The 26,821-nt window shown below is 70.4% G+C and carries 21 protein-coding genes and 1 pseudogene; 7 read left to right on the forward strand and 15 right to left on the reverse strand.

Annotated elements, in window-relative coordinates:
* The gene (locus D474_RS0111315) at nucleotides 1-1,161 is read right to left on the reverse strand and encodes a glutamate--cysteine ligase (protein WP_026118390.1); all 1,161 of its coding nucleotides are present in this window, start codon (nucleotides 1,159-1,161) and stop codon (nucleotides 1-3) included.
* A 152-nt stretch (nucleotides 1,162-1,313) separates the two neighbouring features.
* Nucleotides 1,314-2,423, reverse strand: coding sequence for a YihY/virulence factor BrkB family protein (locus D474_RS0111320; RefSeq protein WP_026118391.1), 1,110 nt, complete (start codon nucleotides 2,421-2,423; stop codon nucleotides 1,314-1,316).
* Nucleotides 2,424-2,633: 210 nt separating this feature from the next.
* On the opposite strand from D474_RS0111320, the gene D474_RS0111325 reads away from it, so the two are divergent.
* On the forward strand, nucleotides 2,634-3,725 hold the full coding sequence (locus D474_RS0111325; RefSeq protein WP_239647042.1) for a galactokinase family protein: 1,092 nt from the start codon (nucleotides 2,634-2,636) through the stop codon (nucleotides 3,723-3,725).
* A gap of 172 nt (nucleotides 3,726-3,897) precedes the next feature.
* Nucleotides 3,898-5,163, forward strand: coding sequence for an LCP family protein (locus D474_RS0111330; protein ID WP_040703352.1), 1,266 nt, complete (start codon nucleotides 3,898-3,900; stop codon nucleotides 5,161-5,163).
* A 544-nt stretch (nucleotides 5,164-5,707) separates the two neighbouring features.
* Here D474_RS0111330 and D474_RS0111335 read toward each other — a convergent pair.
* Nucleotides 5,708-6,925, reverse strand: a complete 1,218-nt coding sequence (locus D474_RS0111335) for an NADP-dependent isocitrate dehydrogenase (protein WP_017613687.1) — start codon at nucleotides 6,923-6,925, stop codon at nucleotides 5,708-5,710.
* Nucleotides 6,926-7,113: 188 nt separating this feature from the next.
* Nucleotides 7,114-7,591, reverse strand: a pseudogene (locus D474_RS28360) (DUF3017 domain-containing protein).
* Nucleotides 7,592-8,148: 557 nt separating this feature from the next.
* Here D474_RS28360 and D474_RS0111345 point away from each other — a divergent pair.
* Nucleotides 8,149-8,715: an FHA domain-containing protein gene (locus D474_RS0111345; RefSeq protein ID WP_051050957.1), complete on the forward strand. Its 567-nt coding sequence runs from the start codon at nucleotides 8,149-8,151 to the stop codon at nucleotides 8,713-8,715.
* A gap of 137 nt (nucleotides 8,716-8,852) precedes the next feature.
* Here D474_RS0111345 and D474_RS0111350 read toward each other — a convergent pair whose 3' ends face one another.
* From D474_RS0111350 to purN, 3 genes are read right to left on the reverse strand one after another with little or no spacing between them, the layout of a single operon-like run.
* The gene (locus D474_RS0111350) at nucleotides 8,853-9,710 is read right to left on the reverse strand and encodes a bifunctional methylenetetrahydrofolate dehydrogenase/methenyltetrahydrofolate cyclohydrolase (RefSeq protein ID WP_017613690.1); all 858 of its coding nucleotides are present in this window, start codon (nucleotides 9,708-9,710) and stop codon (nucleotides 8,853-8,855) included.
* A gap of 29 nt (nucleotides 9,711-9,739) precedes the next feature.
* Nucleotides 9,740-11,311 carry a bifunctional phosphoribosylaminoimidazolecarboxamide formyltransferase/IMP cyclohydrolase gene (purH, locus tag D474_RS0111355; RefSeq protein ID WP_017613691.1) on the reverse strand — a complete coding sequence of 524 codons (1,572 nt, stop codon included), beginning with the start codon at nucleotides 11,309-11,311 and terminating at the stop codon, nucleotides 9,740-9,742.
* Complete coding sequence (purN, locus tag D474_RS0111360; RefSeq protein ID WP_017613692.1) at nucleotides 11,308-11,943, reverse strand: phosphoribosylglycinamide formyltransferase; 636 nt, start codon at nucleotides 11,941-11,943, stop codon at nucleotides 11,308-11,310. Before purN ends, purH begins: the two co-directional genes overlap by 4 nt.
* A gap of 365 nt (nucleotides 11,944-12,308) precedes the next feature.
* Between purN and D474_RS0111365 the strand changes: the two genes are divergently transcribed.
* From D474_RS0111365 to D474_RS0111375, 3 genes are all read left to right on the forward strand, one after another.
* Nucleotides 12,309-12,701: a hypothetical protein gene (locus D474_RS0111365; RefSeq protein ID WP_017613693.1), complete on the forward strand. Its 393-nt coding sequence runs from the start codon at nucleotides 12,309-12,311 to the stop codon at nucleotides 12,699-12,701.
* Between the two features lie 203 nt (nucleotides 12,702-12,904).
* The gene (locus D474_RS28365; protein WP_051050956.1) at nucleotides 12,905-14,728 is read left to right on the forward strand and encodes a hypothetical protein; all 1,824 of its coding nucleotides are present in this window, start codon (nucleotides 12,905-12,907) and stop codon (nucleotides 14,726-14,728) included.
* 58 nt (nucleotides 14,729-14,786) lie between these two features.
* Nucleotides 14,787-16,013, forward strand: coding sequence for a phosphotransferase (locus D474_RS0111375; protein ID WP_017613694.1), 1,227 nt, complete (start codon nucleotides 14,787-14,789; stop codon nucleotides 16,011-16,013).
* Between the two features lie 246 nt (nucleotides 16,014-16,259).
* Here the strand turns inward: D474_RS0111375 and D474_RS0111380 are convergent, their stop codons facing one another.
* The 4 genes from D474_RS0111380 to D474_RS0111395 form a co-directional block, all read right to left on the reverse strand.
* On the reverse strand, nucleotides 16,260-17,420 hold the full coding sequence (locus tag D474_RS0111380; protein WP_017613695.1) for a S8 family peptidase: 1,161 nt from the start codon (nucleotides 17,418-17,420) through the stop codon (nucleotides 16,260-16,262).
* A 389-nt stretch (nucleotides 17,421-17,809) separates the two neighbouring features.
* The gene (gene cysN / locus D474_RS0111385) at nucleotides 17,810-19,078 is read right to left on the reverse strand and encodes a sulfate adenylyltransferase subunit CysN (protein ID WP_017613696.1); all 1,269 of its coding nucleotides are present in this window, start codon (nucleotides 19,076-19,078) and stop codon (nucleotides 17,810-17,812) included.
* A gap of 271 nt (nucleotides 19,079-19,349) precedes the next feature.
* On the reverse strand, nucleotides 19,350-20,282 hold the full coding sequence (gene cysD, locus D474_RS0111390; protein ID WP_017613697.1) for a sulfate adenylyltransferase subunit CysD: 933 nt from the start codon (nucleotides 20,280-20,282) through the stop codon (nucleotides 19,350-19,352).
* 49 nt (nucleotides 20,283-20,331) lie between these two features.
* Nucleotides 20,332-21,156, reverse strand: a complete 825-nt coding sequence (locus tag D474_RS0111395; RefSeq protein ID WP_017613698.1) for a 3'(2'),5'-bisphosphate nucleotidase CysQ — start codon at nucleotides 21,154-21,156, stop codon at nucleotides 20,332-20,334.
* A 356-nt stretch (nucleotides 21,157-21,512) separates the two neighbouring features.
* On the opposite strand from D474_RS0111395, the gene D474_RS0111400 reads away from it, so the two are divergent.
* Complete coding sequence (locus D474_RS0111400) at nucleotides 21,513-22,610, forward strand: endo-1,4-beta-xylanase (protein WP_017613699.1); 1,098 nt, start codon at nucleotides 21,513-21,515, stop codon at nucleotides 22,608-22,610.
* Nucleotides 22,611-22,628: 18 nt separating this feature from the next.
* On the opposite strand, the gene pth is transcribed toward D474_RS0111400, so the two are convergent.
* From pth to glmU, 4 genes are all read right to left on the reverse strand, one after another.
* Nucleotides 22,629-23,249 (reverse strand): aminoacyl-tRNA hydrolase, encoded by a 621-nt coding sequence (gene pth, locus D474_RS0111405; RefSeq protein ID WP_017613700.1) that lies wholly within the window; start codon nucleotides 23,247-23,249, stop codon nucleotides 22,629-22,631.
* 71 nt (nucleotides 23,250-23,320) lie between these two features.
* Nucleotides 23,321-23,965, reverse strand: coding sequence for a 50S ribosomal protein L25/general stress protein Ctc (locus tag D474_RS0111410; RefSeq protein WP_017613701.1), 645 nt, complete (start codon nucleotides 23,963-23,965; stop codon nucleotides 23,321-23,323).
* 369 nt (nucleotides 23,966-24,334) lie between these two features.
* Complete coding sequence (locus tag D474_RS0111415) at nucleotides 24,335-25,303, reverse strand: ribose-phosphate diphosphokinase (RefSeq protein WP_017613702.1); 969 nt, start codon at nucleotides 25,301-25,303, stop codon at nucleotides 24,335-24,337.
* A 16-nt stretch (nucleotides 25,304-25,319) separates the two neighbouring features.
* A complete protein-coding gene (glmU, locus tag D474_RS0111420; RefSeq protein ID WP_026118395.1) occupies nucleotides 25,320-26,783 on the reverse strand; it encodes a bifunctional UDP-N-acetylglucosamine diphosphorylase/glucosamine-1-phosphate N-acetyltransferase GlmU in 1,464 nt (487 codons plus the stop codon).
* Between the last annotated feature and the right edge of the window lie 38 nt (nucleotides 26,784-26,821).

Genomic DNA, 26,821 nt, shown 5'->3' on the forward strand with positions numbered 1-26,821 from the left:
CTACGTCGCCGACACGGACACAGCGCGAGTGGGATCACCGCTACGGAGTTCGGCTGCGAGCAGATCCACGACGTCGGAGACCGACCCGCCTTCCGCGACGACCGCGCGCTGGCGTTCGTAGGAGGCACCCTTGTCCAGGATCTCGGAGACCAGGTCCAGGTCCTCGGCGCAGCCCAGGCGGGCCGCGGTGGGCCGCAGCTCCCGAACCAGCTCGTAGAGGTCGTCGCGGAGCGGCACGGTGGTTCCGTGTCTGTCCGTGATGACCCGGGCGTCGAGTCCGTAGCGGGTGGCCCGCCACTTGTTGTCCTTCACGACCCAGGGGGGCGGACTGGGTAGCCCGTACCCGCGGTCGAGCTGGTGATCGAACAGCTCCACCAGGCTCTGGGAGAGCGCGGCGGCCATTCCCACCTCGCGCAGCGTGGGAATTCCGTCGAACATCCGGATCTCGATCGTGCCGAAATCGGGGTGCGGACGGATGTCCCACCACACTTCCTTGATAGAGGCGATGGTACCCGCCCTGAGTAGTGTTTCGAGGTAATCCTCGAAAGCTTGCCAGTCCGGAAGGTTGGGGGGCGGCCCGGAGGTGGGTAGGGCTCCGAAGATGATGGACCGCGCCGAGGCGAGCCCGGTGTCCCCTCCGGTCCAATAGGGACTGGAGGCACTGAGGGCGAGGAAGTGCGGCAGGTAACGGGAGAGCGCGTTGACGATGGGGACGGCCTTCTCCCGGTCGCGGACCCCCACGTGGACGTGCACGCCGCAGGTGAGGATGCGCCGGACGAGCCACTGCATCTGGTCGACGAGCTCGGCGTAGCGTTCACCGGGGCTGAACTCCTGGTCGCGCCAGTCGTCGACGGGGTGGGTGCCCGAACAGGTCAGGGTGGTGCCCCAGGGGTCGAGGACCTCGCGCACGCGGGCGATGGTGCGGGAGAGGTCGCCCTTGGCCTCCTCGACCGTCTCGCAGATGCCGGTGACCACCTCGATCTGGGACTGCATCAGTTCGTGGCGCAAGGGAGGGTGGTCACTTCCGGAACTGAGATCCGGAAGTGCAGTGAGAAGTTTGTTCGCTTCCTGACGCAGGTGTCGGGTTTTATGGTCGACGAGCTGGAGTTCCCATTCCACTCCGATCGTCGGGCGTTCGGATGACGTGAACGAAATGGCCATCTTCCGTCCTCCAGGGGGTCCCGCGGCCTTTTCCGGGCCGCCTTTCCCGGCAAACCGGGGCAGAGGAGGACTACCCCGCCGGAGCCCGCCGCATACGGAGCGACTACACCGCCGAGAGCGGGCGCCCTCGTCCAGCACCAGCAGGACGGGCCTCAGCCGCGATCGTCCCTGCCGCGCGTGAGCACCGCGGCGGCACCGGCCGCGAGCGCCGCCGCCACGGTCGCCACGAGCGCCGCGAGGATGCGCTGGGCCAGACGGCGCTCGGCCACGGCCTCCGGCGACGGGCGCAGCACCTTCACCCGCCGGGTCCAGTCCAGGCCGTTCTCCTCCGGCAGCGGCAGGGATCCCGTGTAGGGAGGCAGGACCGGGAGCCACGTCGCCGTCCACGCTGCGCTGAAGAGCACCAGGCGCATGACCAGGTTGATCCACACCAGCAGACCGACCAGCACCGCGAAGGAGGCGTAGACGGGGTTGGTGAGCGTGCCGGCAAGCAGCAGCGTGGCGGCGCTCTTGAGCAGCTCGAACCCGACGGCGCCGATGAGCGCGCCCCACCACATCGGGCGGGTGGGGCGCCCTGCCCCGGACAACAGGGAGAAGGCCAGCACGAAGACCAGCACGTTCATGGCGGTCGCCACCACCAGGGCCAGCAGGCGCAGGGCGAGCCCCGCGACCACCGACCCGTCGAGACCCACCAGCGAGAGCACCCAGTACGTGGCCGTCTGACCCACACTGGTGAGGGCGACCGTGAGCAGCAGCCCGGTACCGAGGCCCATCATGACCAGCAGGTCGGCACCCTTGCGTACGAAGAAGTTGGGGCCCTGGCGCAGGCTGTTCAACCAGATGGCGTGCAGGGCCTCGCGCGCAGCCGCCACAGAGTTCAGACCCGCGTAGAGCAGGCCCAGACCACCGATGAGGCCGGCGCCCACGCGCGCGTTCGCGATCTGTTCCACCGGCAGTTGGTCCGACAACCCCGGCAGAGCCTCGTCCAGGGCCTCGTTCAGGTACTGCTGCAGCTCGACGTCGACCGCGGTGAGGTAACCGACGACCGCGAAGGCGAGCGCGAGGATCGGGAAGAAGGACAGGAACGCGAAGTAGGTCACCGCGCCGGCGAGCTGGGTCCCGTTCTGGTCGGAGTACCGCTCACCGGCGCGCACCAGGTGGTCCACGGCGGGGCTGCGCTGCCGCAGGTCCCAGTAGGAGTCCATCGCGGTGTTCTGTGCGCGCTGCGCAACTCCGCGGGCCCGCTCGGCCACCGACGTCATCTGTCCCCTCCCCCGTCCCCGGCGGCACCGCCCCGGGCACGGCGCTCGGCGTTCTCGGGAGCCACAGCCTACGAGTGTGTTCCCCGATGCCCGCAATGACCACGCCCACGCACGACCTGCGCCCGGGGCGGTGCATCCTGGAGGGTGGACCGGGGGACACAGCGGGGAAGGGGACGTGCGGTGGGGGGCACGGGGACACGGTGGCGCGCGGTGCTGGGCCTTCGCCCGGCCGGACCGAGGGGTGCCTGGCCGCAGAGCCCTCCCGACCCCGACGCGCTCGCTCAGGCTTTCACACAGCGCTTCCATGTGCCGCCCGCGGGGGTCTGGCACGCTCCCGGACGCCTGGCGCTCATGGGCGAGCACACGGCCGTCAGCGAGGGCGTCGGCCTGTATGCCGCGCTGCCCTGGGGTGTGCGGGTGGCGCTCGGACCGGCCGAGGACGGGAAGGTGCAGGCCGCCTCCCCCGAAGGACCCCTGCGCGCGCGTTCCGCGACCGCCTCGGAGGTCTCCGCCGCCGTCGACCGCGCCCACCGCGACGGGGTACTGGCGCGTGGAACCGGGGTCCGTGCCGTCGTCGCCTCGGACCTGCCCGCCCACGCCTCCCTGGGGCACGCGGCCGCGCTCCGGACCGCAACTGCGCTGGCCCTGGCCGACCTGGGCGGGGCGCCTCCGCCGGAGGGCGCCGACGCCGACGAGCGGGTCGCGCTGGTGGCCCGCCCCGGGTGTGCGGTCCGGGTCAACCACAAGAACCTGCGCACGACGGTGCTGCCCTTCGACCTGGCCGCCGAGGACCTGCACCTGCTCGTGGCCGACACCGGGTCCCGACCCCGCCGCGGCCTGCGCCGGGCACGGGAGGACGAGCTCCGGCGGGCCGCGGGGATCCTGGGGCCGCTGCGCGCCGTGCAGGACCTGCCCGCAGCGCTGAACCGGATGCCGGATGCGGGGATGGCCCGCCGCGTGGAGTACGCGGTCACCGAGGTCCACCGCCTGAACGCCGCCGTGGGCCTGCTGCGCGCCGACCGGTTCGGGGAGGTCGGCCCGATTCTGTCCGCCTCCCACCTGTCGCTGCGCCGTTTCGATCTGCCCACCCCCGACGTGGATCTGGCCGCCGAGTCCGCTTCGCGCGCGGGCGCCCGCGGCGTGCGCATGAGTGGCTGGCGGGGGACCGCGTTCGCCCTGGTAGGTACCGATCGGCTGGAGCGTGTGCGCGACAACACGGAGCGCGCCTTCGCCGACCGGGGCCCCCGCGCCCCGCGCCTGCGCACAGCGCGTGCCGCCGCCGGCGCACACCGCCTGCGCTGAACCGGACACCGGGGTCGCCTTCAGCACAGAAAGCCTGGATCGCCTGCGTGGCAGGAGGTATGCGCACCGACAGGGGCGAATCCGGAAACACGTGCGAACCCGGCTACGCTGTCTGGCGATCCCACAGGGGTGAAGGCGAAGGCATCACGCGGAACGGGGACGGGCAGAATCCATGGCTGATCGACGAGACCCGGGCGGGGACGGCCCGACCGGGGAACACGACCGCGGCGGGGTGTTCCGCCGCGGCAGCGGAGGAGGGCCGGGCACCCCCGACGAGTTCGAGAAGCTCTACCGTCCCCGTGAGTCCGAGCAGCGGGTGGTCGGCGAGACCCGGCGGATGCCGCCCGCCGACGAGCTTCCGCCGGCGGGCCGGCAAAGGCGGCGCCGCCCCACACACTCCGACGCACGCGAGTACGACGGGCGCGGCATCAAGCGCCGGGCCCGCGAGCGCCGCAAGCGCAGGTTCACGACCGTGCTGGTCATGATCCTGGTGGTCGTACTGATCGTGCCGCTCGGTTTCTACCTGTGGGCCGATTCGCGCCTGGACCGGGTCGAGGCGCTGCAGGACTACGACGGCCGCCCGGACGAGAGCCGCGGCGACCTCTACATGATCGTCGGCTCCGACAGCCGCGACGGCATGGACGACGACCAGATGGAGGAACTCGCCACAGGCGACGCCGATGGGCAGCGCACCGACACGATCATGCTGCTGTACACCCCGCGCGACGGCGATCCCACCATTGTCAGCGTGCCGCGCGACTCCTACGTCCCCATGGCCGTGCCCGGCTACGCGGACAACAAGATCAACACTGCCTACGCCGACTCGGTGTGCGGCACCGACGAGGAGGGCGAGGAGGTCTGCGGCGGCCCCGCTCCCCTGGTGGAGTCCTTCGAACGCGCCTCGGGTGTGGCGGTGGACCACTACGTGGAGATCGGTATGGGCGGGTTCGTGGACCTGGTCGATGCGGTCGGCGGCGTGGAGCTGTGCCCCGAGGAACCGATCGCCGACCCCAAGGCCGGCCTGGACATCGAGGCCGGCTGCCAGGAAATGGACGGCGGTACAGCGCTCGGTTACGTGCGCACCCGTGCCACCCCGCGCGCCGACCTCGACCGCATTCAGCGCCAGCGGGAGTTCTTCTCTGCCCTGATCCAGGAGGCCAGTGCGCCCTCCACGATGTTCAACCCGTTCCGCGCCGGTCCACTGGTGATCGCGGGAACCGACACGTTCACCGTCGACGAGGGCGACAAGCTCCGGCACCTGGCGAGCATGCTGCTGGCGATGCGCGGCGGTATCGAGACGACGGCGATCCCGGTCGGGGACACCCCGACCATGCCGGACGTGGGTGCGGTCGTGACTTGGGACGAGACGCGCTCGGAGATGATGTTCGAGGCGATGCGGGAGGGCGAGCCCATCCCCGAGGAGGCCATGGAGGACTGAGCCCTCGGCTCCTCACCACGGCCCCGGCCCCGATGACACGGGGGCCGGGGCCGGTGTTCTAGCACCGGGCTCCCCGCGTAGACCCCCCTGACGAAGACGAAGGGCCCGCCACCGGAGTGACGGGCCCTTCTGTGACGTTCCGAGCTGTGCGCGCCTACCCCCCAGCGGGCGCACGGCCGGCACGTCGGTCTGTGGCCTGCGGGTCTGAGCCCGCTCTGGCCTGCCGGTTCTCACCGGCGTGACTCCACAATAAGTCAAAGTTCGCCAAAGACGCGAATCGTATGCACGTGTCATAGGTCGCATCCACGGGGAGCAGAGGGCGGAGCGCCCCCTCATCGTGCCACCGAAGGACACGGCATGCCCGACGAACACGGAAAACGCGCCCGGGAAATCTCCCGAAGTCCCCCGGACCGCTCACACGCGTGCGCCCGGCCGGACCCCGCTCAGGGCCGACCGGGCGCACGAGAAACGGCAAAGGGATGACCATCCGCCGCGTGGAGGAGATCCGGGCCCCGTCCGGGGCCCGCTCCTTGTGGGGTGGTCCTCAGGCGAGGCGCTTGCTCAGGTTCTCGTCCAGCGCGGCGAGGAACTCCTGCGTGGTGAGCCAGTCCTGGTCACCGCCGACGAGCAGCGCGAGGTCCTTGGTCATCTGGCCGCCCTCGACGGTCTTGACGACGACGTCCTCGAGCGTCTGGGCGAACTCGACCACCTTCGGAGTGTTGTCGAGCTTGCCGCGGTGCTCCAGACCGCGGGTCCACGCGAAGATGGACGCGATCGGGTTGGTCGAGGTGGGCTTGCCCTGCTGGTGCTGGCGGTAGTGGCGCGTGACGGTGCCGTGGGCGGCCTCGGCCTCGACGGTACGGCCGTCGGCGGTGCGCAGGACCGAGGTCATGAGGCCGAGCGAGCCGAAGCCCTGCGCGACCGTGTCGGACTGCACGTCGCCGTCGTAGTTCTTGCAGGCCCAGACGTAGCCGCCCTCCCACTTGAGCGCCGCGGCGACCATGTCGTCGATCAGGCGGTGCTCGTAGGTGAGGCCGGCAGCCTCGAACCTGTCCTTGAACTCGTTGTCGTAGATCTCCTGGAACACGTCCTTGAACATGCCGTCGTACGACTTGAGGATCGTGTTCTTGGTGGACATGTAGACCGGGAAGTTGCGGTCCAGGCCGTAGTTGAGGCTGGCGCGCGCGAAGTCCTCGATGGACCTGCGGTAGTTGTACATCCCCATGGCCACGCCGCCGGCCTCGGGGAACTCGGCGACGTCGAACTCGATCGGCTCGCTGCCGTCCTCGGGCGTGTAGGTCATGGTGACCGTACCCGGGCCGGGGACCTTGAAGTCCGTGGCCTTGTACTGGTCCGCGTGGGCGTGGCGGCCGATGATGATCGGCTGCGTCCAGCCCGGCACCAGGCGCGGGACGTTCTCGGCGATGATGGGCTCACGGAAGACGACGCCGCCGAGGATGTTGCGGATGGTGCCGTTGGGCGACCGCCACATCTTCTTGAGGCCGAACTCCTCGACCCGCGCCTCGTCCGGCGTGATGGTGGCGCACTTGACGCCGACGCCGTGCTCCTTGATGGCGTTGGCCGCGTCGACGGTGACCTGGTCGTCGGTGCGGTCGCGCTCCTCGATGCCGAGGTCGTAGTACTTCAGGTCGATGTCGAGGTAGGGCAGGATCAGTCGGTCCTTGATGAAGGACCAGATGATCCGGGTCATCTCGTCACCGTCGAGCTCGACTACGGGGTTCTCGACCTTGATCTTGGCCATGGCTGTGTGGCTGTCCCTTCAGTCTCGGCAACCGCCTCGTGCAGCGGGTGCCGTGCCCCGGCTCGTGACCGGGGCGCGGCGGGTTCTCCGCGCACGGCAATCCCGTGATCCCTCCCGGTGTCCGTGCACACCGGGGAGGCGGTGTCTTGTCGGTGTCGCGGTATCTCGACATCAAGCTTATTCGACGCCTAGGTCGACAGTTGCGGCGCCACCCATGCGAGCACGATGAGCAAGCACGCCATCCCGACCAGCACGGTCAGGTCGACCCACCTGCGGCGCACCGCGAGCATGCCGATCCAGTCCTTGGGCAGGACCAGGCGGAACACCGCCGCAAGCATGAGCGCAGCGGCGATGATGGCGGGGGCGCGGTTNTCCGCGTTTGAAGTAGGCGAACCCGACGACCGCGATGCCGGCCGCGAGGCCGGACAGCACGAGCGAGTACGGCACCTGGGTGAGCCACGGGGGGATCTTCGACGGAGCGGGCTCGTCGGCTCCCGTCTCCTCCGTCAGCTCGCCCCCCGTCTCCGGTGCCTCTTCGGGGGTGTTCTCCGTCTCCCCCGGGGTGGCCTCGGCACGGTCCTCGCCGTCGCCGGGGGTGTTGTCCTGGGGGACGTCGCCGTCCGGCGTGCCCGAGTCCGCCACTTGCGTCTGCTCCGCCCTGTCCACCGCGTACCGACCTGTTCGGTTCGTGTGCTTGGCCGCCGCGCGGCTCGTTCCACGGTCGCTTGCCGACCCTCTGGCCCAGTCCGGCCACGCGCACGTCACGGGATGTCCGAAACGGAGCGGCTCGGCTGTGCCGCCCGGTTCCGGTCCCGAGCACAGGACGAGGTCGTCGGCGGACCGTGACGGCCGGGAAGGACCACGGTCATTGTATTGGCCCGCATCGCCCCGGCCCCAGAGCTCACGGTAACGGTCCGGCTCCCGTAAGAACGACCGGGAACCGATTCCCGCCCCGCCACGGCCACAGAGCCGTATTTGCCGCGCCTTGTCCGCCTAACTCCGGAGTAAGCGCGTAGAAGCAGTGCAGCCCGGGTAACCCAGGTGGTGTTCCAGTGCCACGGTGAGCGAGGACCACCCCCATGAAGCCCACTCCAAGCGCGGACCAGACCACCACCCCCCGACCGTCCTTCCCCCACCGTCGTCAGCACCCTCGGGCCACGGCCGCTCCGACGGAGGACAGCAACACAGAGGGCCCCTACCTCAAGATCGACTCCTCCGGTGACATGCGCTCCCTGACGAGCGAGGTCACCACGGTCGGCCGCGGCGAGGGCGCCGACATACACCTGCGCGACCTGACCGTTTCGCAGCTGCACGCCGAGCTGGTGCGCCGGGGACCCTACGTCTACGTCGTCGACCTGGGACTGTCCCGTAACGGAACCCGGGTCAACGGGCGCCCCGTGGCCCGCCGTGTACTCAAGGACGGCGACGTTCTCACGTTCGGCAGCGCACGCTGCCGGGTGGGCGGCCTGCCCCGCGAGCAGATGCGCCCCGATCTCGAACTGCGGCGCGAGGCCGTGCCCGACCTGACCAGGCGCGAGCTCGACGTGCTCACCGTCCTGTGCCAGCCCGCGCTGTCGGACGAGGCGTTCGTTGCGCCGGCCACTGCCCGTGACATCGCCGAGTCCCTGGTGGTGACCGAGGCCGCGGTCAAGCAGCACCTGCTGCGGCTGTACCAGAAGTTCCGCATACCCGAGGGACAGAACCGCCGCACCCGGCTGGCCAACGAGGTGGTCTCGCTGGGTCTGGTCCGCCCGATGCCGATGGGAGCCACCGCACGCTGGGCCAGCTGAGCCCTCTGCCGTGAACGCGCACGCGCGCATCCCCGGCGCGTGCGGGGACGTGCGGTCAGCGGGGGTCACACCCTCCTGGCACGGACACGTGTGGGGCCCGCGCACCGGCACGGGCCCCACACTCGGCAAGCGGCCCGCTACAGGGCAGCGGCCCGGCGCTCGGCGTTCTCCACCACGTTGACCAGCAGCATTGCACGGGTCATCGGGCCGACGCCGCCCGGGTTGGGCGACAGGAACCCGGCGACCTCCTCCACGCCCGGGGCGACGTCCCCCGCGAGCCCCTCGTCGGTGCGCGTGACACCGACGTCGAGCACCGCGGCGCCCGGCTTGACCATGTCGGGAGTGACGAGGCCGGGCACACCGGCACCGGCCACGACGACGTCGGCCTTGCGGGTGTGCTCGGACAGGTCACGGGTCCCGGTGTGGCACAGCGTGACGGTCGCGTTCTCGGAACGGCGGGTCAGCAGCAGGCCCAGCGGACGCCCCACGGTCACACCGCGGCCGACCACCACGACCTCGGCGCCCCGGAGCGGTACGTCGTATCGGCGCAGCAGCTCCACGATCCCGCGCGGGGTGCAGGGCAGCGGCGCTTCCTCCATGAGGACGAGCTTGCCCAGGTTGGCGGGCTGCAGGCCGTCGGCGTCCTTGGCAGGGTCGATGAGGTCGAGCACACGCCCCTCGTCGAGCCCGCGCGGCAGGGGCAGCTGCACGATGTAGCCGGTGCAGGCCGGGTCCTCGTTGAGCTCGCGCACGGCCTGCTCCACCTGCTCCTGGGTGGCGTCGGCCGGGAGGTCGCGGCGGATGCTGGCGATGCCCACCTGTGCGCAGTCGCGGTGCTTGCCGCGCACATAGGTGTGGCTGCCCGCGTCGTCACCGACCAGCACGGTCCCGAGCCCGGGCGTCACACCCTTGGCGTGCAGCTTGGAGACCCGCTCGGCCAGGTCCTCCTTGATGGCCTTGGCGACGGCCTTGCCGTCGAGCACGGTCGCGCTCATTGAGACTCCTCGTCTTCGATCCGGATGGCCTAGTGGAAGAAGTGCCGGGTGCCGGTGAGGTACATCGTCACCCCGGCGGCCTCGGCGGCCGCGACGACCTCGTCGTCCCGCACCGACCCACCGGGCTGGACGACCGCGCGCACACCGGCGGCGGTGAGGATCTCCAGCCCGTCGGGGAAGGGGAAGAAGGCGTCGCTGGCAGCCACGGAGCCGCGCACACGGTCCCCGGCACGGTTCACGGCCAGACGGGCGGAGTCGACCCGGTTGACCTGACCCATACCCACACCGACGGTGGCGCGGTCCGAGGCGAGCAGGATCGCGTTGGACTTGACCGCACGCACCGCGCGCCAGGCGAAGCGCAGCTCTGCGAGGGTCTGCTCGTCGGCGGGGTCGCCGCAGGCCAGGGTCCAGTTCCCGGGGTCGTCGCCCGGGGCGTCGACGGCGTCGCGCGACTGAACGAGCAGGCCGCCGCTGATCTGGCGGCGCTCCACACCGCCGGTCACACCCTCGGCGTTCTCGACCACGAGCAGGCGGATGTTCTTCTTGCGCGTGAGCACGTCCACGGCCTCGGGGGAGAACGCGGGAGCCACGACGACCTCGGTGAAGATCTCCACGATCTGCTGGGCCAGAGCGGCCTCGACCGGGCGGTTGGTGGCGATCACACCCCCGAACGCGGAGACGGGGTCGCTGGCATGGGCCTTGCGGTGCGCCTCGGCGTTGTCGGCGCCGACCGCGATCCCGCAGGGGTTGGCGTGCTTGATGATGGCCACGCACGGCTCGGTGAAGTCGTGGGCGGCGCGCAGGGCGGCGTCGGCGTCGACGTAGTTGTTGTAACTCATCGCCTTGCCGTGCAGCTGCTCCGCGCCGGCCAACCCGCTCCCGGCGGACTCGGCAGCCGTGTACAGGGCCGCCTTCTGGTGCGGGTTCTCGCCGTAGCGCAGCACTTGGTCGCGCTCGAAGCCCTCCCCGAAGAACGCCGGCCAACCGGACCCGCCGGACTCGGTGTCGGGTGCGTAGGACTCGGCGAACCAGGTCGCCACGGCCGCGTCGTAGGAGGCGGTGTGCTGGAAGGCCTGCCCGGCCAGGCGCTTGCGCTGGTCGAGGGTGAACCCGCCGCCGCTCACCGCCTGCAGGGTCTCCTCGTAGGCGCCGGGATCGACGACGACGGCGACACTGCCGTGGTTCTTGGCGGAGGCCCGCACCATGGCGGGGCCACCGATGTCGATCTTCTCGACACAGTCGGCCTCGGAGGCGCCCGAGGCCACGGTGTCGCCGAAGGGATAGAGGTTGACCACGACGAGGTCGAAGGGTGCGATACCCAGCCCTTCGATGGTCTCCACGTGCCCGGGGTCGTTCTGGTCGGCGAGGAGCCCGCCGTGGATGTGGGGGTGGAGGGTCTTGACGCGCCCGCCCATGATCTCGGGGAAGCCGGTGACCTCCTCGACGGGGGTGACCTCGATCCCGGCCTCGCGCAGCCGCGCGGCGGTGGAGCCGGTCGAGACGATCTCCACGCCTGCCCGGGCCAGCCCGGCGCCCAGGCCCTCCAGACCGGTCTTGTCGTACACGCTGATCAACGCACGCCTGATGGCCCGCTGGTTCACGGGGTCTCCTTCGTCTCGCTCGCGTCAGTGGGGCTCGGTCCGGTGCGGCCGAGCCGCACGTGCCTGCCGTCGACGGTCCAGCCGCGCCGCGCGAGCTCACCGACCGTGTCGACGAGCATGCGCCGTTCCACGGTCTTGATGCGTTCGTGCAGGGCAGCCTCGTCGTCGCCGTCCTCGACGGGGACCGGGACCTGGTCGATGATCGGCCCGGAGTCGACCCCCTCGTCGAGGAAGTGGATGGTGGTGCCGGTGAACCGGACACCGTGGGCGAGCGCATCGCGTACGGCGTGCGCGCCGGGGAAGGAGGGCAGCAGCGCCGGGTGGATGTTGACCGCGGCGTGGCGGCCGACGACGGCAGGACCGAGGATGCGCATGAACCCGGCGGAGACCACCAGGTCGGGCTCGAAATCGGCGATCCGTTCGGACATCGCGGTGTCCCACTCGGACCGGTCGGCGTAATCGCGGAAGGGGACCACGAACGCAGGGACGCCCGCCTCCTCCGCCTTCTCGAGCCCGCCGGCACCGGGCCGGTCGGATCCGACGGCGACCACCTGCGCCCCGTACTCGGGAGACCTGCAGGCGTCCAGCAGGGCGGCCATGTTGCTGCCCGTGCCCGATATGAGAACCACCACTCGCGCGGACAGTGTGCTTCTCCCTCGTGTGTAGAAGAACAGCACGGGAGCCGGGCTCCCGCTCCCGGGGGCGCTGGGGGACAGCGCAGCATCCGGGGAAACTCGTACGCGCCGCACGCGGGCGGCACCAGAACCAGGACCGCAGGGGCCCCGTCCGCTTTCCCACCCTATCGGTCCGGGTAGCGTCGGACCGACGGGGACCTGGGGTTGTGCGACGGCTCTCCCGGTTCCCGGCCCGCTGCCCGCAGACCGTGACCGGGTACGCTCCGCCCGTGCGCGTTCGGTGGACGCCCCGCCGACCGCAGCACCAGAGCGAGCCGGCCACACACGGCGCACTCCCGCGCGCCACCGAAGGAGAGTCACCCGTGAGCGAGAACAGCCCGGAGCCGCAGAACGACGGGCAACCGCCCAAGTCCGAGAGAGGCGGGCTGTGGGGCCTGTTCTTCGGCGCGGTGGGCCTGTTGCTCCCGCCGTACGGGATCTTCCTGTCGGCCTTCGGTCTGGTCCAGGGTTTCCGCGCCCGCCGTGCCGCGCGCCGACGCAGCGTGACGGCTCCGATGGCGATGGCGAGCGTGTTCGTGGGCTCGGTCGGCATCGTGCTGTCGGCGGCGATGGCGGCGGTGCTGTTCCTGTACCAGGACCAGGTGGCCGACTACCGGGACTGCACGGCGCGGGCGCAGACGGTCTCCACCCAGGACGCGTGCGACCAGGCGTGGGAGTCGGGCACCGGGCTTCCGCCCGAGGTCATCGGCGGCTAGGGCGACCGGGCACCGGGCTTCCGTAAGGGGTGGCGGACGGGGTTCCGCCACCCCTTCCGTCGTGTCCGGGCCGGGTGTGCTTTCCGGTCGCTTGCCCTTGAAGAAACGGCTGCTTCGCAAACCAGCGGGCACACCCAAAGGGATTACACTTAGTATGCAATCGTTCACTAAAAGTGCTCCGATCTCTGCCCGGAGGGGACCCGATGGACACCGACGCCCCCGGCTCCGCAGTTCCGGCCCCGAAAGACCGCACCGCACCGGTCCGTCGCCGCCGCACGATCGTCCTGTCCGGCCTGCTGGGCGGCCTGATCGTGGCCATCGCGGCCCTGGCGGCGCTACCCTCCGCCTACACCTCGACCACCGCGGTCCAGGTACGGCCGCCGGGCGCGGCCGAGGCCGGAGGGGCCCCCGACGGTGCCCCCGGCCAAAGCCTCGATCTGGAAGCCGAGGCGAAGCTGGCCGGGTCCGAGCGCACCGCCGCTGTGGTGTCCGAAACCCACGACGAGATCGGCCTCCCCCCTGCTGACCTGGCCGAACGAGTGCACGTGGAGGCGCACCCCGACGGCGACGTACTCGAGATCGGCTACACCGCATCCACACCGGAGCAGGCCCGGGAAGGCGCCGACGCGTGGGCCGAGGCCTACCTGTCCACCCGCACCCAGCAGACCCAGGCCCTGCTGGCCACGCACCTGGAGGGGCTGCGCGACGAACAGGAGGGCCTCCACGCCCAGCTGGCACAGGTCGAGGGCGACGCAGCACGTACCGAGGCCCTCCGGGAGGAGATCACCGACCTGGGCGGGGTCGTCGCGTCACTGACCGCGATGGCGCAGACCACCGACCCCGGCACGGTCGTCGATCCCGCTGACACCCCCGCTTCCGCCTCCGCGCCCTCGCCGCTGCCGTGGCTGGTCGGCGGTCCCGCGGCCGGGCTGGCACTGGGCCTCGCCGTCGCTCTCGTGCGCGACCGCCTCGACCCGCGGGTGCGCGACGGCGCCCAGGCGGCGCGGCTGTCCGGGAGCCCGGTGCTCATGGAACTGCCCGTGTCCGCGCGCCTCGACGAGCTGTTGTGCGAACCGTTCGACCAGCACAGCTCCGCCGGACAGCGCGCCAACGCGTGCGCGCACCTGCTGCGTTCGCGGCTGCGCGCCCGCGCACCCGCGGGTGAGGAAGAGGGGGCCGGGGAGACGGAGGACGCCCGCGTCGTCCTGGCCGTCTCGGTCACACCGGGGCGTTCCGGGCCACGGGCCGCCGTCGACCTCTCCGCCGCGCTGGCCCGCACCGGTTCCGAGACACTCCTGGTGTGCGCGGACGCCTCCCCCGCGCCGCTCGGACTGCCCGAGGGCCCCGGCCTGACCGAAGCACTGGTGGACGGTGAGGATCCGGACGCGCTCGTCGTGCGCCCCGATTCCGTGCCCCGCCTGAGGGTGCTGCGGCACGGGCGGCCCGGCACCAGCGCGCCCGTGCAGGCCACCGTGGTGCACGACCTGTTGGACCTGCTGCGTTCCGACATCGACCACGCGGTCCTGACGAGTACTGCCGGGAACGGGCGGGCCGATGTCGAGGCCCTCATGGGTGTGGCCGACGCGCTCGTCCCGGTGGTGGAGCTCGGACGCTCGCGCCGGGAGGACCTGGCCGCGCTCGTGCGAGTCGCGGAACTGACCGGGACGCAGGTGCCCGGCGTCGTGGTTCTGGTGCACGCGGCCGAGCCCGCGGCCCCGGTTCGCTCACCCGTGTCGGCGCCTGCGTCGGCGCCCGCTCCGGGCGGGGCCGTACCGGCCTGCAGGGTCGCCGAGCACGACCTCACGGAGGCGCCGGTGGACGGGGAGCGGGCAGCCGGAGGACCCACAGCCCCCCGGACACACACGGGCGCTGTGCCCGACGACCATGACGAGGCCGGCGTCGAGACCGTGTCCGGTTCCCACACCGACGCGGACGACGAAGCCGAGGGAGCCGGGTCCGGATCGGGCTCCGAGGCGGACAGCGGGACCGGGACCGGCGTCGACGCCGCCACGGGGGCCGGGCGCTGATGCCGCGAACCGGCCTCCACGTCGCAGCTCTGTCCATCCGTGCTCGCGGGGGTGTTCGGTGAACAGTGAATCCACGTATCTGACCGACCTGGCGGCCGTGCTGTGGCCGTGCGGAGGCCTGCTGGGCCCAGGAGAGTTCGCCGGGACCCGGCTGGCCCGGCGCGAGCGCGGCAACCAGTACCTTCCAGTGCCCAACGCCCGGAACCCGCGCATCATCCTGCCGGCACACGACCGCACCGCCGCCACCCGGGGGATCGCCTCCTTCTCCCAGGACCACTCGATCGGCGAGCGTCTGCGTTCTCTGGTACTGAGCGGGGCGTTCACGACCGGGTTGGCACCGTTGCTGCTGCGCGACCGCCTGTACGTGGGCGCGGGCCCCGGCATCGAGCACGCGCTCGCCTCGGCGCTGGACAGGGAGGTGTCGGTTGCGATCCACCTCGGGCCGCCCCGCGCCAATCGCAAGCCGGTCCTGCTGCTGCTCACCCCGGGCGGACGCACCATCGGGTACGCGAAGATCGCCACCAACGGCCTGACCTCGCGCCTGGTCCGCGCCGAGAGCCGGGCGCTGCGGCACCTGGCCGAGTCCCCGCTGCCGGACGTCACGGTCCCGCGGCTGATGCACGAGGGCGAGTGGAACGGGCAGCCGCTCCTGGTGCAGGAGGCGCTCCCCATCGGTGACCAGACCGACCGTCCGACCCGGCGCCAGCTCCTGCGGTGCGTCGCGCAGATCGTCGGGCTCGGAACCGTGCGCACACGTTGGCTGTCCGAGAGCCCCTACCGAAGTGCGCTCGAGGAACGCATCGTCATGCTCGGCGCACGCCCCGAGGCCCCGCCCCTGCGCGCAGCGCTGCGTCGGCTACCGGACGTGCGGGTTCCCTTCGGCGCCTGGCACGGGGACCTGACGCGGTGGAACGTGGCCAGCACGGCCCGGCGCGCGTTCGTGTGGGACTGGGAACGCCTCGCCCTGGACGCACCCGCCGGTTTCGACGCATTGCACTACGACCTCAACGAGAGCGTGCAGTCGGGCGTCCACCCGGGTGTGCACCGGTGGTTGGAGACCGGGTCCCGGCTGCTGCGCGACCCGCTCATGGCCGAGACCGGACTGCGCCCGCACACGGTGTCCACGGTCATGGCGCTGTACCTGATCGACCTGGCCACACGCTTCCTGGCCGATCTGCAACCGGGGCACGGCGGCCCTGCCATGGCCGCGGTCGACGACTGGCTGCTGCCCGCCCTGGAGAGCCTCCGGGTCCGGGCCGGCCACGAGGCCGCACACGCCGACTGACCTGTTGCCCAGCTGTTCCCGTCCGACCCGAGGTGAGGAGCCGATGCCCGCACCACCGCCACGCCGCCCGCAGCCCAGACCCGTCGTCCCGCGCCCGCGTCCGGGTACCGCGAGCACACCCAGCAGGACCCGCGCACGGCAACGGCCCCGAGCCGGAGGGTCCGGTCGGCTCGGGGCCGCGGAGCGGGGCGGGAGGCGGAGACCGCACTCCCGGTTCAGGTCACGCCAGGGGCACCGGCGCGGTCCTTACAGGCCCTCGACGTTCAGCAGCAGGTTGACGGTGTCGGAGGGCACGCTGTCGAGCTTGTCCTCACCGGCGTTGTCCACCAGCCAGCTCAGGACGGTGTCCTGGTCGGCGGAGCCGTTGGCGTCCTGGTAGAGCGCCGCGGCACCGGCCACGTGCGGGCTGGCCATGGAGGTACCGGACATGGTGTCCGTGCCGCCGCCGGGCACGGTGGACTCGACGTCCTCGCCCGGAGCGTAGATGTCCACGGCACTGCCGTAGTTGGTGAAGAAGGTCGAGCCGTCGTTCTCGTCCGAGGCGGCGACGGTCACGACGCCCTCGGCACCGCCCGGGGAGACGTTGCCGGCGTCCTGGCCCTCGTTGCCCGCGGCAACCGCGACGAACACACCGGAGTCGGCGAGCGCGTTCACGGCCTCGTCCAGGGCGGGCGACTCGGGGCCGCCGAGCGAGAGGTTGGCCACCGAGCTGTCGTCGGCGTTCTCGGCCACCCACTCGACACCGGCGATGATGTCGTCGTAGTCACCGGAGCCCTGGTCGTCCAGCACCTTCACACCGACCAGGTCGGTGCCGGGCGCGACGCCGTAGCTGTCGGCACCGACGGTGCCGGCCACGTGCGTGCCGTGGCCCTGCACGTCCTCGGCGTCGCCGCCGTAGGCGTCCCAACCGGCTTCGGCACGGTCACCGAACTCGGGGTGATCGACGTCGAGGCCGGTGTCCAGGACGTAGGAGGTGGTCCCTGAACCGTCGGCCTCGGTGGAGTACTCACCGTCCAGCGGCAGGTCCTCCTGGTCGATGCGGTCCAGGCCCCACGGCACGAAGGCCTCGGCCTGGCCGACCTGCTCGATGTAGGCCACGGAGGACTCCGCGCGCATCTCCTGCACGTCGGCCTCGCTGAGGGAGGCCGAGTAACCGTTCAGCACCTCCTCGTAGGAGTGGTTGACCTGGTCAGCGGAGATTCCGAGGGCAGAGGGGGTGACCGAAGCGGTACTGACGCCGTCCTCCAGGACCACGAAGTACTCGCCTGCCACCGCGTCCGCGCTCGTGTGCAGGGGGGCCAGGTCATCGGCGCCGGCAGCGGTAGCACCGCCGAGGGCGAAGGGGACCGACAGGGCGCCCGCCGCGACGAAACCGACCACGGCCTTGGGGGTTGGGTGCTTCTTCAAGGTGTTTCTCCTTGAGGGGGTTAGCGGGGATATGAGCACCTTGGGCGCTACGGTGCGTATTCGCACTGCTGCACCTTTAGCGCAGTTCGACACTTTAGTAAGAAAATCGGGGGATTGCCATACTCCGGTCCAATTTTTCTTCGATTCAAGGTCGAACTGCATGTCCGGGCGGGGATCGGGTTCGACAGTCATACAAGGTACACACGCCCGTCATCGAACCCTCCGCACACGACTCGGGGCCGCCCGCGACCGAATGTGCGAGCGACCCCGAATCGGGATGAGGTCCCATGACCGGAGGACTATCTGCATCTCCGAAACATCCACCGGGAATACAACCCCGGAGGGGATACAGTTTTCTCACCCATGAGAATGTTTAAGGACTTCTCAGGTCATTCTGCGTTCACGACCATGCCCGCACCGACGGTGGTGTTGGTGGCCTCGTCGATGAGGATGAACCCGCCGGTCTGCCGGTTCCTGGCGTACTCGTCGACGAACAGGGGCTGAGTGGCACGCAGCCGCACCCGGCCGATCTCGTTCAGCTCCAGGTGCTCGACCTCCTGGTCGCGTGAGAGCGAGTTGACGTCCAAGCGGTAGTGGAGGTCCTTGACCATCACCTTCGCTGTGCGCGTCGTGTGCTTGACCAGCAGCCGCGAACGGGGCGTGAGCTTGCGGCTGTCGGTCATCCAGCAGACCATCGCGTCGACGTCCTGGGCCGACTCGGGACGGTTGTTCACGCGCGCGATCATGTCGCCGCGCGAGACGTCGATGTCGTCCTCCAGCAGGAGCGTCACCGACATCGGGTGGAAGGCCTCCTCCAGGTCCCCGTCGGCACTGACGACCTTGGCGACCCGGCTCGTGTACCCGGACGGCAGGTGCACGACCTCGTCGCCCGGACGGAACACACCGCCGGCCACCTGCCCGGCGTAACCCCGGTAGTCGTGCAGCTCCGGGTCGTCGGACTTCTGCGGCCGGATCACGTACTGCACGGGGAAACGTGCGTCGACGAGGTTGTCGTCGGAGGCGATGTGCACGTTCTCCAGGTGGTGCAGCAGCGAGGGGCCCTCGTACCACGGCATGTTCTCGGAGGTGGTGACCACGTTGTCGCCGTGCAGAGCGGAGATCGGCACGAACGTGACGTCACGGGTGTCGAGCTTGGCGGCGAACTCGGAGAACTCGCGGCGGATCTCCTCGAACCGCTCCTCGGAGTAGTCGACCAGGTCCATCTTGTTGACCGCGAGCACCAGGTGCGGGACCTGGAGCAGGCTGGCAAGGAACGCATGCCGTCGGCTCTGCTCCTGCAGGCCCTTGCGCGCGTCCACGAGGATGACCGCGAGGTCGGAGGTCGAGGCGCCGGTGACCATGTTCCGGGTGTACTGCACGTGCCCGGGGGTGTCGGCGATGATGAAGGTGCGCTTGGGTGTGGCGAAGTAGCGGTACGCAACGTCGATGGTGATGCCCTGCTCCCGCTCGGCCCGCAGGCCGTCGGTGAGCAGTGCCAGGTTGGCCCGCTCTTCACCGCGCGCGGCGCTGGTGCGCTCCACCGCGTCGAGCTGGTCCTCGAAGATGGACTTGGAGTCGTAGAGCAGCCGCCCGATGAGGGTGCTCTTGCCGTCGTCGACGGAGCCCGCCGTGGCGAACCGCAGGATGTCGTTGTTCATAGCTGGACCAGGTCCTGTGTGCGAAGGGGACTGATGATGTGGGCGCGGGCCGTAGGAGTGGAGCGCCGAGGGGCGTGGAGCTCGTCCCGACGGGGCCACCGTTCGGGCGTCGGCACGCTCCGGAGGCACCCGAGCGGGCCCTGCAGGAACGAGGACGACCGCGGAGAAACCGAGTGCGTGCCTTCTGGCACCGCCCGCCCGCGGAAGAACCGCGCCTCCGGGCGCCCGTCGACGGTGACGGGTGGGCCGGAGCGGAGCGGCGGCCCGAAGGTCAGAAGTAGCCCTCGCGCTTGCGGTCCTCCATGGCCGCCTCGCTCGCGCGGTCGTCGGCCCGGGTCTGGCCCCGTTCGGTGAGCCGGGTCGCCGCGATCTCGGTGATGATGTCGTCGATCTCCACGGCATCGGACTTGACCGCACCGGTGCAGGTGAGGTCGCCGACGGTGCGGTAGCGGACGGTCTCGGTGAACACGTCCTCGCCCTCGCCCCGGTTGATGATGGGCGAGTCGGAGAGCAGGATCCCGTCGCGCTCGAAGACCTCGCGCTCGTGTGCGAAGTAGATGGACGGCAGTTCGAGCCCCTCCCGCTTGATGTAGGCCCACACGTCGAGCTCGGTCCAGTTGGAGATGGGGAAGACCCGGATGTGCTCGTCGCGTTCGATGCGGGTGTTGAACACGCTCCAGAGTTCGGGGCGCTGGTTCTTCGGGTCCCACTGACCGAACTCGTCGCGGAAGGAGAAGACGCGCTCCTTGGCGCGGGCCTTCTCCTCGTCGCGTCGTGCGCCGCCGAACGCGGCGTCGAACTGGTTGTCCTCGATCGCCTCCAGCAGCGCGGAGGTCTGCAGGCGGTTGCGGCTGGCCCAGCGGCCGGTGGGCTCACTGACCTTGCCCGCGTCGATCTGCTCCTGGACGGAGGCAACGACCAGGCGTACCCCCGCCTCCGCGATGCGACGATCCCGGAACTCGATGACCTCGGGGAAGTTGTGCCCGGTGTCCACGTGCATGACGGGGAACGGCACGGCCCCGGGCCAGAAGGCCTTCTCCGCGAGGCGGAGCATCACGATGGAGTCCTTGCCCCCGGAGAAGAGCAGCACGGGTCGCTCGAACTCGGCAGCGACCTCGCGCATGATGAAGATGGCTTCGGCCTCCAGGACGTCCAGCTGGGACAGCTGGTGACGCCCGGGTGCCTGCTGACTCGCCTGACCCATGAATCCGCCTTCGTGTACCGACTTGGCCGACGGCGGTGGGGCGTACGGGTCAGCCCCCCGCGTGCGGCCCGGCGTTGTCCAGATCCGCGCCGTCGCGGATGCTTGCCAACAACATACCCGACAATTCCGATCGACATACAAGGATATCCGGGAGCCGGGGGTCCGCCCGGTTGTAACGCAGCTCGGAACCGTCGACACGGGAGGCATGCAGACCGGCCGCACCCGCCACTGCGACAGGCGCTGCACTGTCCCACTCGTACTGTCCGCCGGAGTGCACGTAGATGTCGGCCACACCGAGCAGGACCGCGCAGATCTTCGCACCGGCCGAGCCCATCGGCACGACCTCGGCGCCGAGCTGGTTGGCCATGCGCTGTACGAACTCCGGCGGCCGTGTGCGACTCGCAGTGATGCGCAGGCGCTGGTCGGAGGGGCGCTCCTCGGGAAGCCACGGCGGGTCGACCGTGGAGAGCGTGCTGCCCTGCGCGGGCAGGGCGACCGCACCGGCGACCAGCTCGCCGTTCTCCCACAGAGCCACGTGCACGGCCCAGTCGGTGCGGCCGGGCTCGGCGAACTCGCGCGTTCCGTCGAGCGGGTCGATGATCCACACCCGCCGGGAGCTCAGCCGCGCCTCGTCGTCCACACCCTCCTCGGACAGCACCGCGTCACTCGGGCGCAGACGCCCGAGCGCGGAGAACAGGAACTCGTGCGACGTGCGGTCCCCCAGCGTCCGCAGCACCTCGGGCTCGTCGAAGCCGTGCCGGGCGCGCAGGCGCAGCAGCAGCTGTCCCGCCTCGCCCGCGAGGTCACGGGCCACCTCATGATCGTTCCGGATGCTCTTCACCGACTCGTCTGCTCCCGCCCCACGGTTGGTCATCGCCGGCCACGTCGTCCACTGGCGGTGGAGGCCTGGCGTCGGCGCCCAGTTTTCCACGTACGCGGGTCCGGACGGCCCGAATCCTCCCAACACGGTCCGGAACCTCCGCCGACCCGCACACCCTCGAACGCGCCCGTTCCGGTCCCCATGGTACGGAACCGGCAACCGACCCTCGGGGGGCAACCCCCGGCCACAGACACGTTCGACGCAGAGAACAGTAACTGAAAGTAGTTGAAAAATCGCCCCAAGTACCGGCCTGTTGCGCGGGTGGGTCCAGCAAAGCGGAGGAATCTGGCCATATCGACACCAAGAGCCCGGTCGGCCCGTCCACCGGGTAGACGATTCGAGAGGCACCCATGCCGAAGCGACGCCAGGCCACCTCGATCACCGCCACCGCTCTGGCCCTCGCCCTCTTACCGCTCGCCCCCGGAGCGGCCGGGGAGGCGGACCTCACCCTGCGGGACAGCGCCCCGCAGGGATTCCACATCGGGAGCTCCGTCGCGGGCGGCGGCCACCTCGACGCCGAGGACCACCCCGACCCCTTCACCCACGACAAGGCCTACACCGCCCTCCTCGGCCAGGAGTTCGACTCCCTCACACCGGAGAACCGGATGAAGTGGTCCGAGCTGCGCCCGTCCGAGGACACGTACGACTTCTCCCTCGCGGACCGGATCGTGGAATTCGCCGCCCGCAAGGACCAGGAGGTGCGCGGGCACGCCCTGCTCTGGCACCAGCAGAACCCGGACTGGTTGGAAGAGGGCGATTACAGCGAGCAGGAGCTCAGACAGATCCTGCACGAGCACGTCACCACGGTCGTGGGCCGCTACAAGGGCAGGATCCACCAGTGGGACGTGGGGAACGAGCTCATCGACGACGACAGTCGGCTGCGCACCGAGGAAAACATCTGGCTGCGCGAACTCGGCCCGGAGGTGATCTCCGACGTCTTCCGATGGGCGCACGCCGCCGACCCGGAGGCCGAGCTGTTCCTGAACGACTACAGCATCGAGGACGTCAACGACAAGAGCGACGCCTACCTCGACCTCGTCAGGGAGCTGCTCGCCGACGGGGTCCCGGTGCACGGGCTCTCGGTGCAGGCGCACCTGACCCCCGCCGCCGGCTACCCGGAGAGCATGGAGGAGAACCTCGACCGGTTCGGCGACCTCGGCCTGCGGACGGCGCTCAGTGAGGTCGACGTGCGTGTGGAGACATCCGGCGAGGGCGACGGGGGCACCGAGGAACAGCTCTCGGAACAGGCCGACTTCTACGCACGCGCCCTGCAGGCGTGCCTGAACGCCGACAGCTGTACGTCCTTCACCGTCTGGGGCTACACCGACCGGTACTCGTGGATCCCGAGCACCTTCCCCGGCAAGGGTGCGGGCGCGATCATGGACGACGACCTGAAGCCGAAACCCGCTTACGGCGCCCTCCGGGAGACCCTGCGGTCCTCCGGCTGACGCCGCGCACAGATCGGTTCAAGCGGCCGTGTGGAAGATGTTCTGCGCCTTGGCCAGGCCGTCGGTGAGGATCGTCCGGACCGCGTCGGCGGCCCGCTCCACGTTGAGGTCGAGCTCCGCCCGCTCGGGGGAGGCGAAGTCACGCAGCACGTAGGCAGCCGGGTCCATCCGGCCGGGCGGGCGGCCCACACCGAAGCGCACACGCAGGTAGTCGGGGCCGGGCAGGGAGGCGGTGAGGGACTTGAGACCGTTGTGGCCTCCCGAGCCGCCGCCCTTCTTCAGCTTGAGAGCCCCGTAGTCCACATCCATCTCGTCGTGCACCACGACGGTGCGCTCGGACGGGATCTTGTAGAACCGCGCCAGCGACGCCACCGGGCCGCCCGACAGGTTCATGAACGTGCGCGGCTTGACCAGGATCGCCGGAACCCCGTCCAGGCGGGTCTCGGCGATCTCGGCGTTGGACCGGTGCGCCTTGAACCGCTCGTTCTCGGCGGCCGCCAGGGCGTCCACCACCATGAACCCGGCGTTGTGCCGGTTCCCGGCGTACTTCGGCCCGGGGTTTCCCAACCCCACCACCAGCCAGCGCTCGGTCATGTCTTCGGTCTTCCTGATCCCCAGTGCTTCCAGCAGGCGCTTCATGGAACCCGACCCTACGACGAACGCGCGGCCCCGGAAGCCGGAACCGCGCGTCGTGCGTTGGTGCAGGCGCCCTACTCGGCGGCCTCGGCCTTCTCGCCCTCGGCCTGCCCCTCGGAAGCGGACTCGCCCTCGGCGGCGGCCTCCTCCTCGGCGGCCTCCTCCTCGGCGGCCTCGTCCTCGGTCTGCGGCGTGTAGACCGTCAGAACGGTGGTCTCGGCGTCGGTCACCAGCGTGGTGCCGGCGGGCAGCTTCAGGTCACCCGCGGTCCGGATCTCGCCGGACTCCAGGCCCTCGACGTCGATCTCGACGCCCTCGGGGATGTGGGTGGCCTCGGCCTCGACGGCCACGGCGACGAGCTCCTGGTTGAGCACACCCGGGGTCTGGACCTCACCCGTCACGGTCACGGGGATCTCGACCTCGACCTTCTCGCCCTTGGCGACGACCAGCAGGTCGACGTGCTCCACGAAGCCCTTGATGGCGTCACGCTGAACGCTCTTGGGCAGGGCGAGGTTGTCCTTGCCCACGCCGTCGATACGCATCAGGACGTTCGGGGTCTTCAGGGCGAGCATGAGCTCGTGGCCCGGCAGGTTCAGGTGGCGGGGCTCGGTGCCGTGGCCGTAGAGGACGGCCGGCACCTTGCCCGCGCGGCGGACGCGACGAGCGGCGCCCTTGCCGAATTCCGTGCGGGGCTCGGCAGCGATACGTACCTCGGACACGACAAAACTCCTCGGGTTCAACCCCGCAGCACGGGGAACACGACTCCAGTAGTACGAACGAATCCCGCCGCGGCGGGGATACGGCGGGGTCACCCCGTCCGGGGGACACGACCACCCTGGTTCCAGGCGTGCCCGGCGAGCCGTCACCGGACCCGTCCGGCCCGGGAACGCTCGTCGCGCACCCCTGCCCGCGCTTCACCGCGCAGCCCGAACGGGCTCCGCTGGACACGGGGACACTCGGCCAAGTCTACTGGCTTCACCGACGACTCCGTACACACCCACCGGCGGGCTCCCATGAGGGGGACGCCCGCCGGAGACGGTGTGTGGCGACGCCTGCTCGGGGGGTGGCTCGATCCTCTCCGGGAGAGGTTACTCGAACAGGCTCGTGACGGAACCGTCGGTGAAGACCTCACTGACGGCGCGGGCAACGAGCGGGGCGATCGAGAGCTGCGTGAGCTTCTCGAAGGAACGCTCCTCCGGGATCGGCAGCGAGTTGGTGACGATCACCTCGGAGATCCGCGAGTTCTGCAGGCGCTCGGCGGCCGGACCGGACAGCACACCGTGGGTGGCAGCGGCCACGACCTTGCTCGCCCCCTGCTCGAAGAGGGCCTCGGCGGCCTTGACCAGGGTTCCACCGGTGTCGATCATGTCGTCGACCAGCACACAGGTGCGGCCCTCGACCTCACCGACGACCTCGTGGACCTTGACCTGGTTGGCCACGTCCGGGTCACGGCGCTTGTGGATGATGGCCAGGGGCGACCCCAGACGGTCGGCCCAGCGGTCGGCGGTGCGCACACGGCCGGCGTCCGGGGAGACCACCGTGATGTCCGACAGGTCCAGCTGACCGCCGACGTAGTCCGCCAGGATCGGCAGGGCGAACAGGTGATCCACCGGGCCGTTGAAGAAGCCCTGGATCTGGTCGGTGTGCAGGTCCACTGCCATCATCCGGTCCGCGCCCGCGGTACGGAACAGGTCGGTCATCAGGCGGGCCGAGATGGGCTCGCGCCCGCGGTGCTTCTTGTCCTGGCGCGCGTAGCCCAAGAACGGGGTGACCACGGTGATGCGCTTGGCGGAGGCCCGCTTGAGCGCATCGACCATGATCAGGTGTTCCATGATCGACTCGTTGACCGGGTCCGCATGGGTCTGGAGGACGAAGGCGTCACTGCCGCGCACCGACTCCAGGTAACGGACGAAGATCTCACTGTTGGCGAAGGTGTCGAACCGGGTGGGAACCACGTCGATCCCCAGTTCCTTCGCCACCTCCTCGGCCAGGGCCGGGTGCGTGCGCCCCGAGAAGAGCATCAATTGTTTCTGGCCGGTGGCCTTCATCCCGGTCACGTGTTTTCCCCCACACTCACTGCTGGTTGTCGTCGGCTCTGTGCCGATCCGCTTGGTCCGCCGCGTCCGCGGCGGCCGTCCCGGGCCGCTTGCGCTGGGTCCAACCCTCGATGTTGCGCTGTCGGTGCCCTTCGGAAACCGCCAGTGCCCCGGGCGGGACGTCCTCGCGAACGACGCTCCCCGCGCCGGAGTAGGCTCCGTCGCCCACATGCACCGGGGCGACGATCGTGTTGTCGCTGCCGATACGCACGTGGTCGCCGATGGTGCTCCGGGACTTGTTGACCCCGTCGTAGTTGACGAACACCGAGGAGCAGCCGATGTTGCTGCTCACACCGATGTCGGCGTCTCCCACGTAGGTCAGATGCGGAACCTTGGAGCCGGTGCCGATCGTCGCGTTCTTGACCTCGACGAAGGCACCGGCCTTGGTCCGCTCGGCCAGGCTGGTACCCGGCCGGAGGTAGGTGTAGGGGCCCACGCCGGCCCCGGGCCCGATCTCGGCCCGGTCGGCAGTGGTCTCCCGGACCTCGGCGCCGTCACCGACGGTCGTGTCGGTGAGAACGGCTCGGGGCCCCACGAGGGCGTCCTCACCGATGGCGGTCTCTCCCATGAGCCGGCAGCCCGGCTCGACGACGGTGTCGGCACCGATGCGCACCTGGACGTCGACCCACGTGGTGGCGGGGTCCACCACGGTGACCCCGGCGCGCATGTGCTGCTCGACCACCCGCTCGTTGAGCAGGCGGCGGGCCTCGGCGAGCTGGACCCGGTCGTTGACGCCCTGGACCTCGTGCCGGTCGTCGGCGGCCCAGGCGCCGACCCTGTGGCCGTCGCCGCGCAGGATCGACAGGGCGTCGGTGATGTATTCCTCGCCCTTGGCGTTGTCGGTGGACAGGCGCTGCACGACCTTGGCCAGCAGAGAGCCGTCGAAGGCGTACATGCCGGAGTTGATCTCGTCGATCGCGCGCTCGTCCTCGGAGGCGTCTGCGTGTTCGACGATGCCGGTCACCGAGCCGTCGGCGTCGCGCACGATGCGGCCGTAGCCGTGGGCGTCGGGAACGCGCGCGGACAGCACGGTCACCGCGTTGCTCTCGCTCTGGTGGGCGGCGACCAGCTCGCTCAGGGTCCCACCGCGCAGGAGCGGGGTGTCCCCACAGGTCAGGACGATGGTTCCGGAGAGGTCGGCTCCGGTCTCTGCAAGGTGCTCGACCGCCATGCGCACCGCGTGGCCGGTACCGTTCTGCTCCTCCTGGACGGCGGTGTCGACCCCGGGGGCCACCCGCGCCAGGTGTTCACGGACCTGATCACGTGCGTGGCCGACCACGACGACCGAATGCTTCGGGTCGACGTCCCGGGCCGCCGCGACGACGTGGCCGAGCATGCTGCGGCCGCCGATCTCGTGGAGGACCTTGGGAAGTTTCGACTTCATACGGGTGCCCTCGCCCGCTGCGAGGACTATGACGGCAGCCGGTCGGTTCACGCTCACAGAAGGAGACCCCTCGTGATAGCTGGCGGTTGAAGTGT

This window comes from Nocardiopsis salina YIM 90010 (assembly GCF_000341025.1).
GTDB classification, from domain to species: domain Bacteria; phylum Actinomycetota; class Actinomycetes; order Streptosporangiales; family Streptosporangiaceae; genus Nocardiopsis; species Nocardiopsis salina.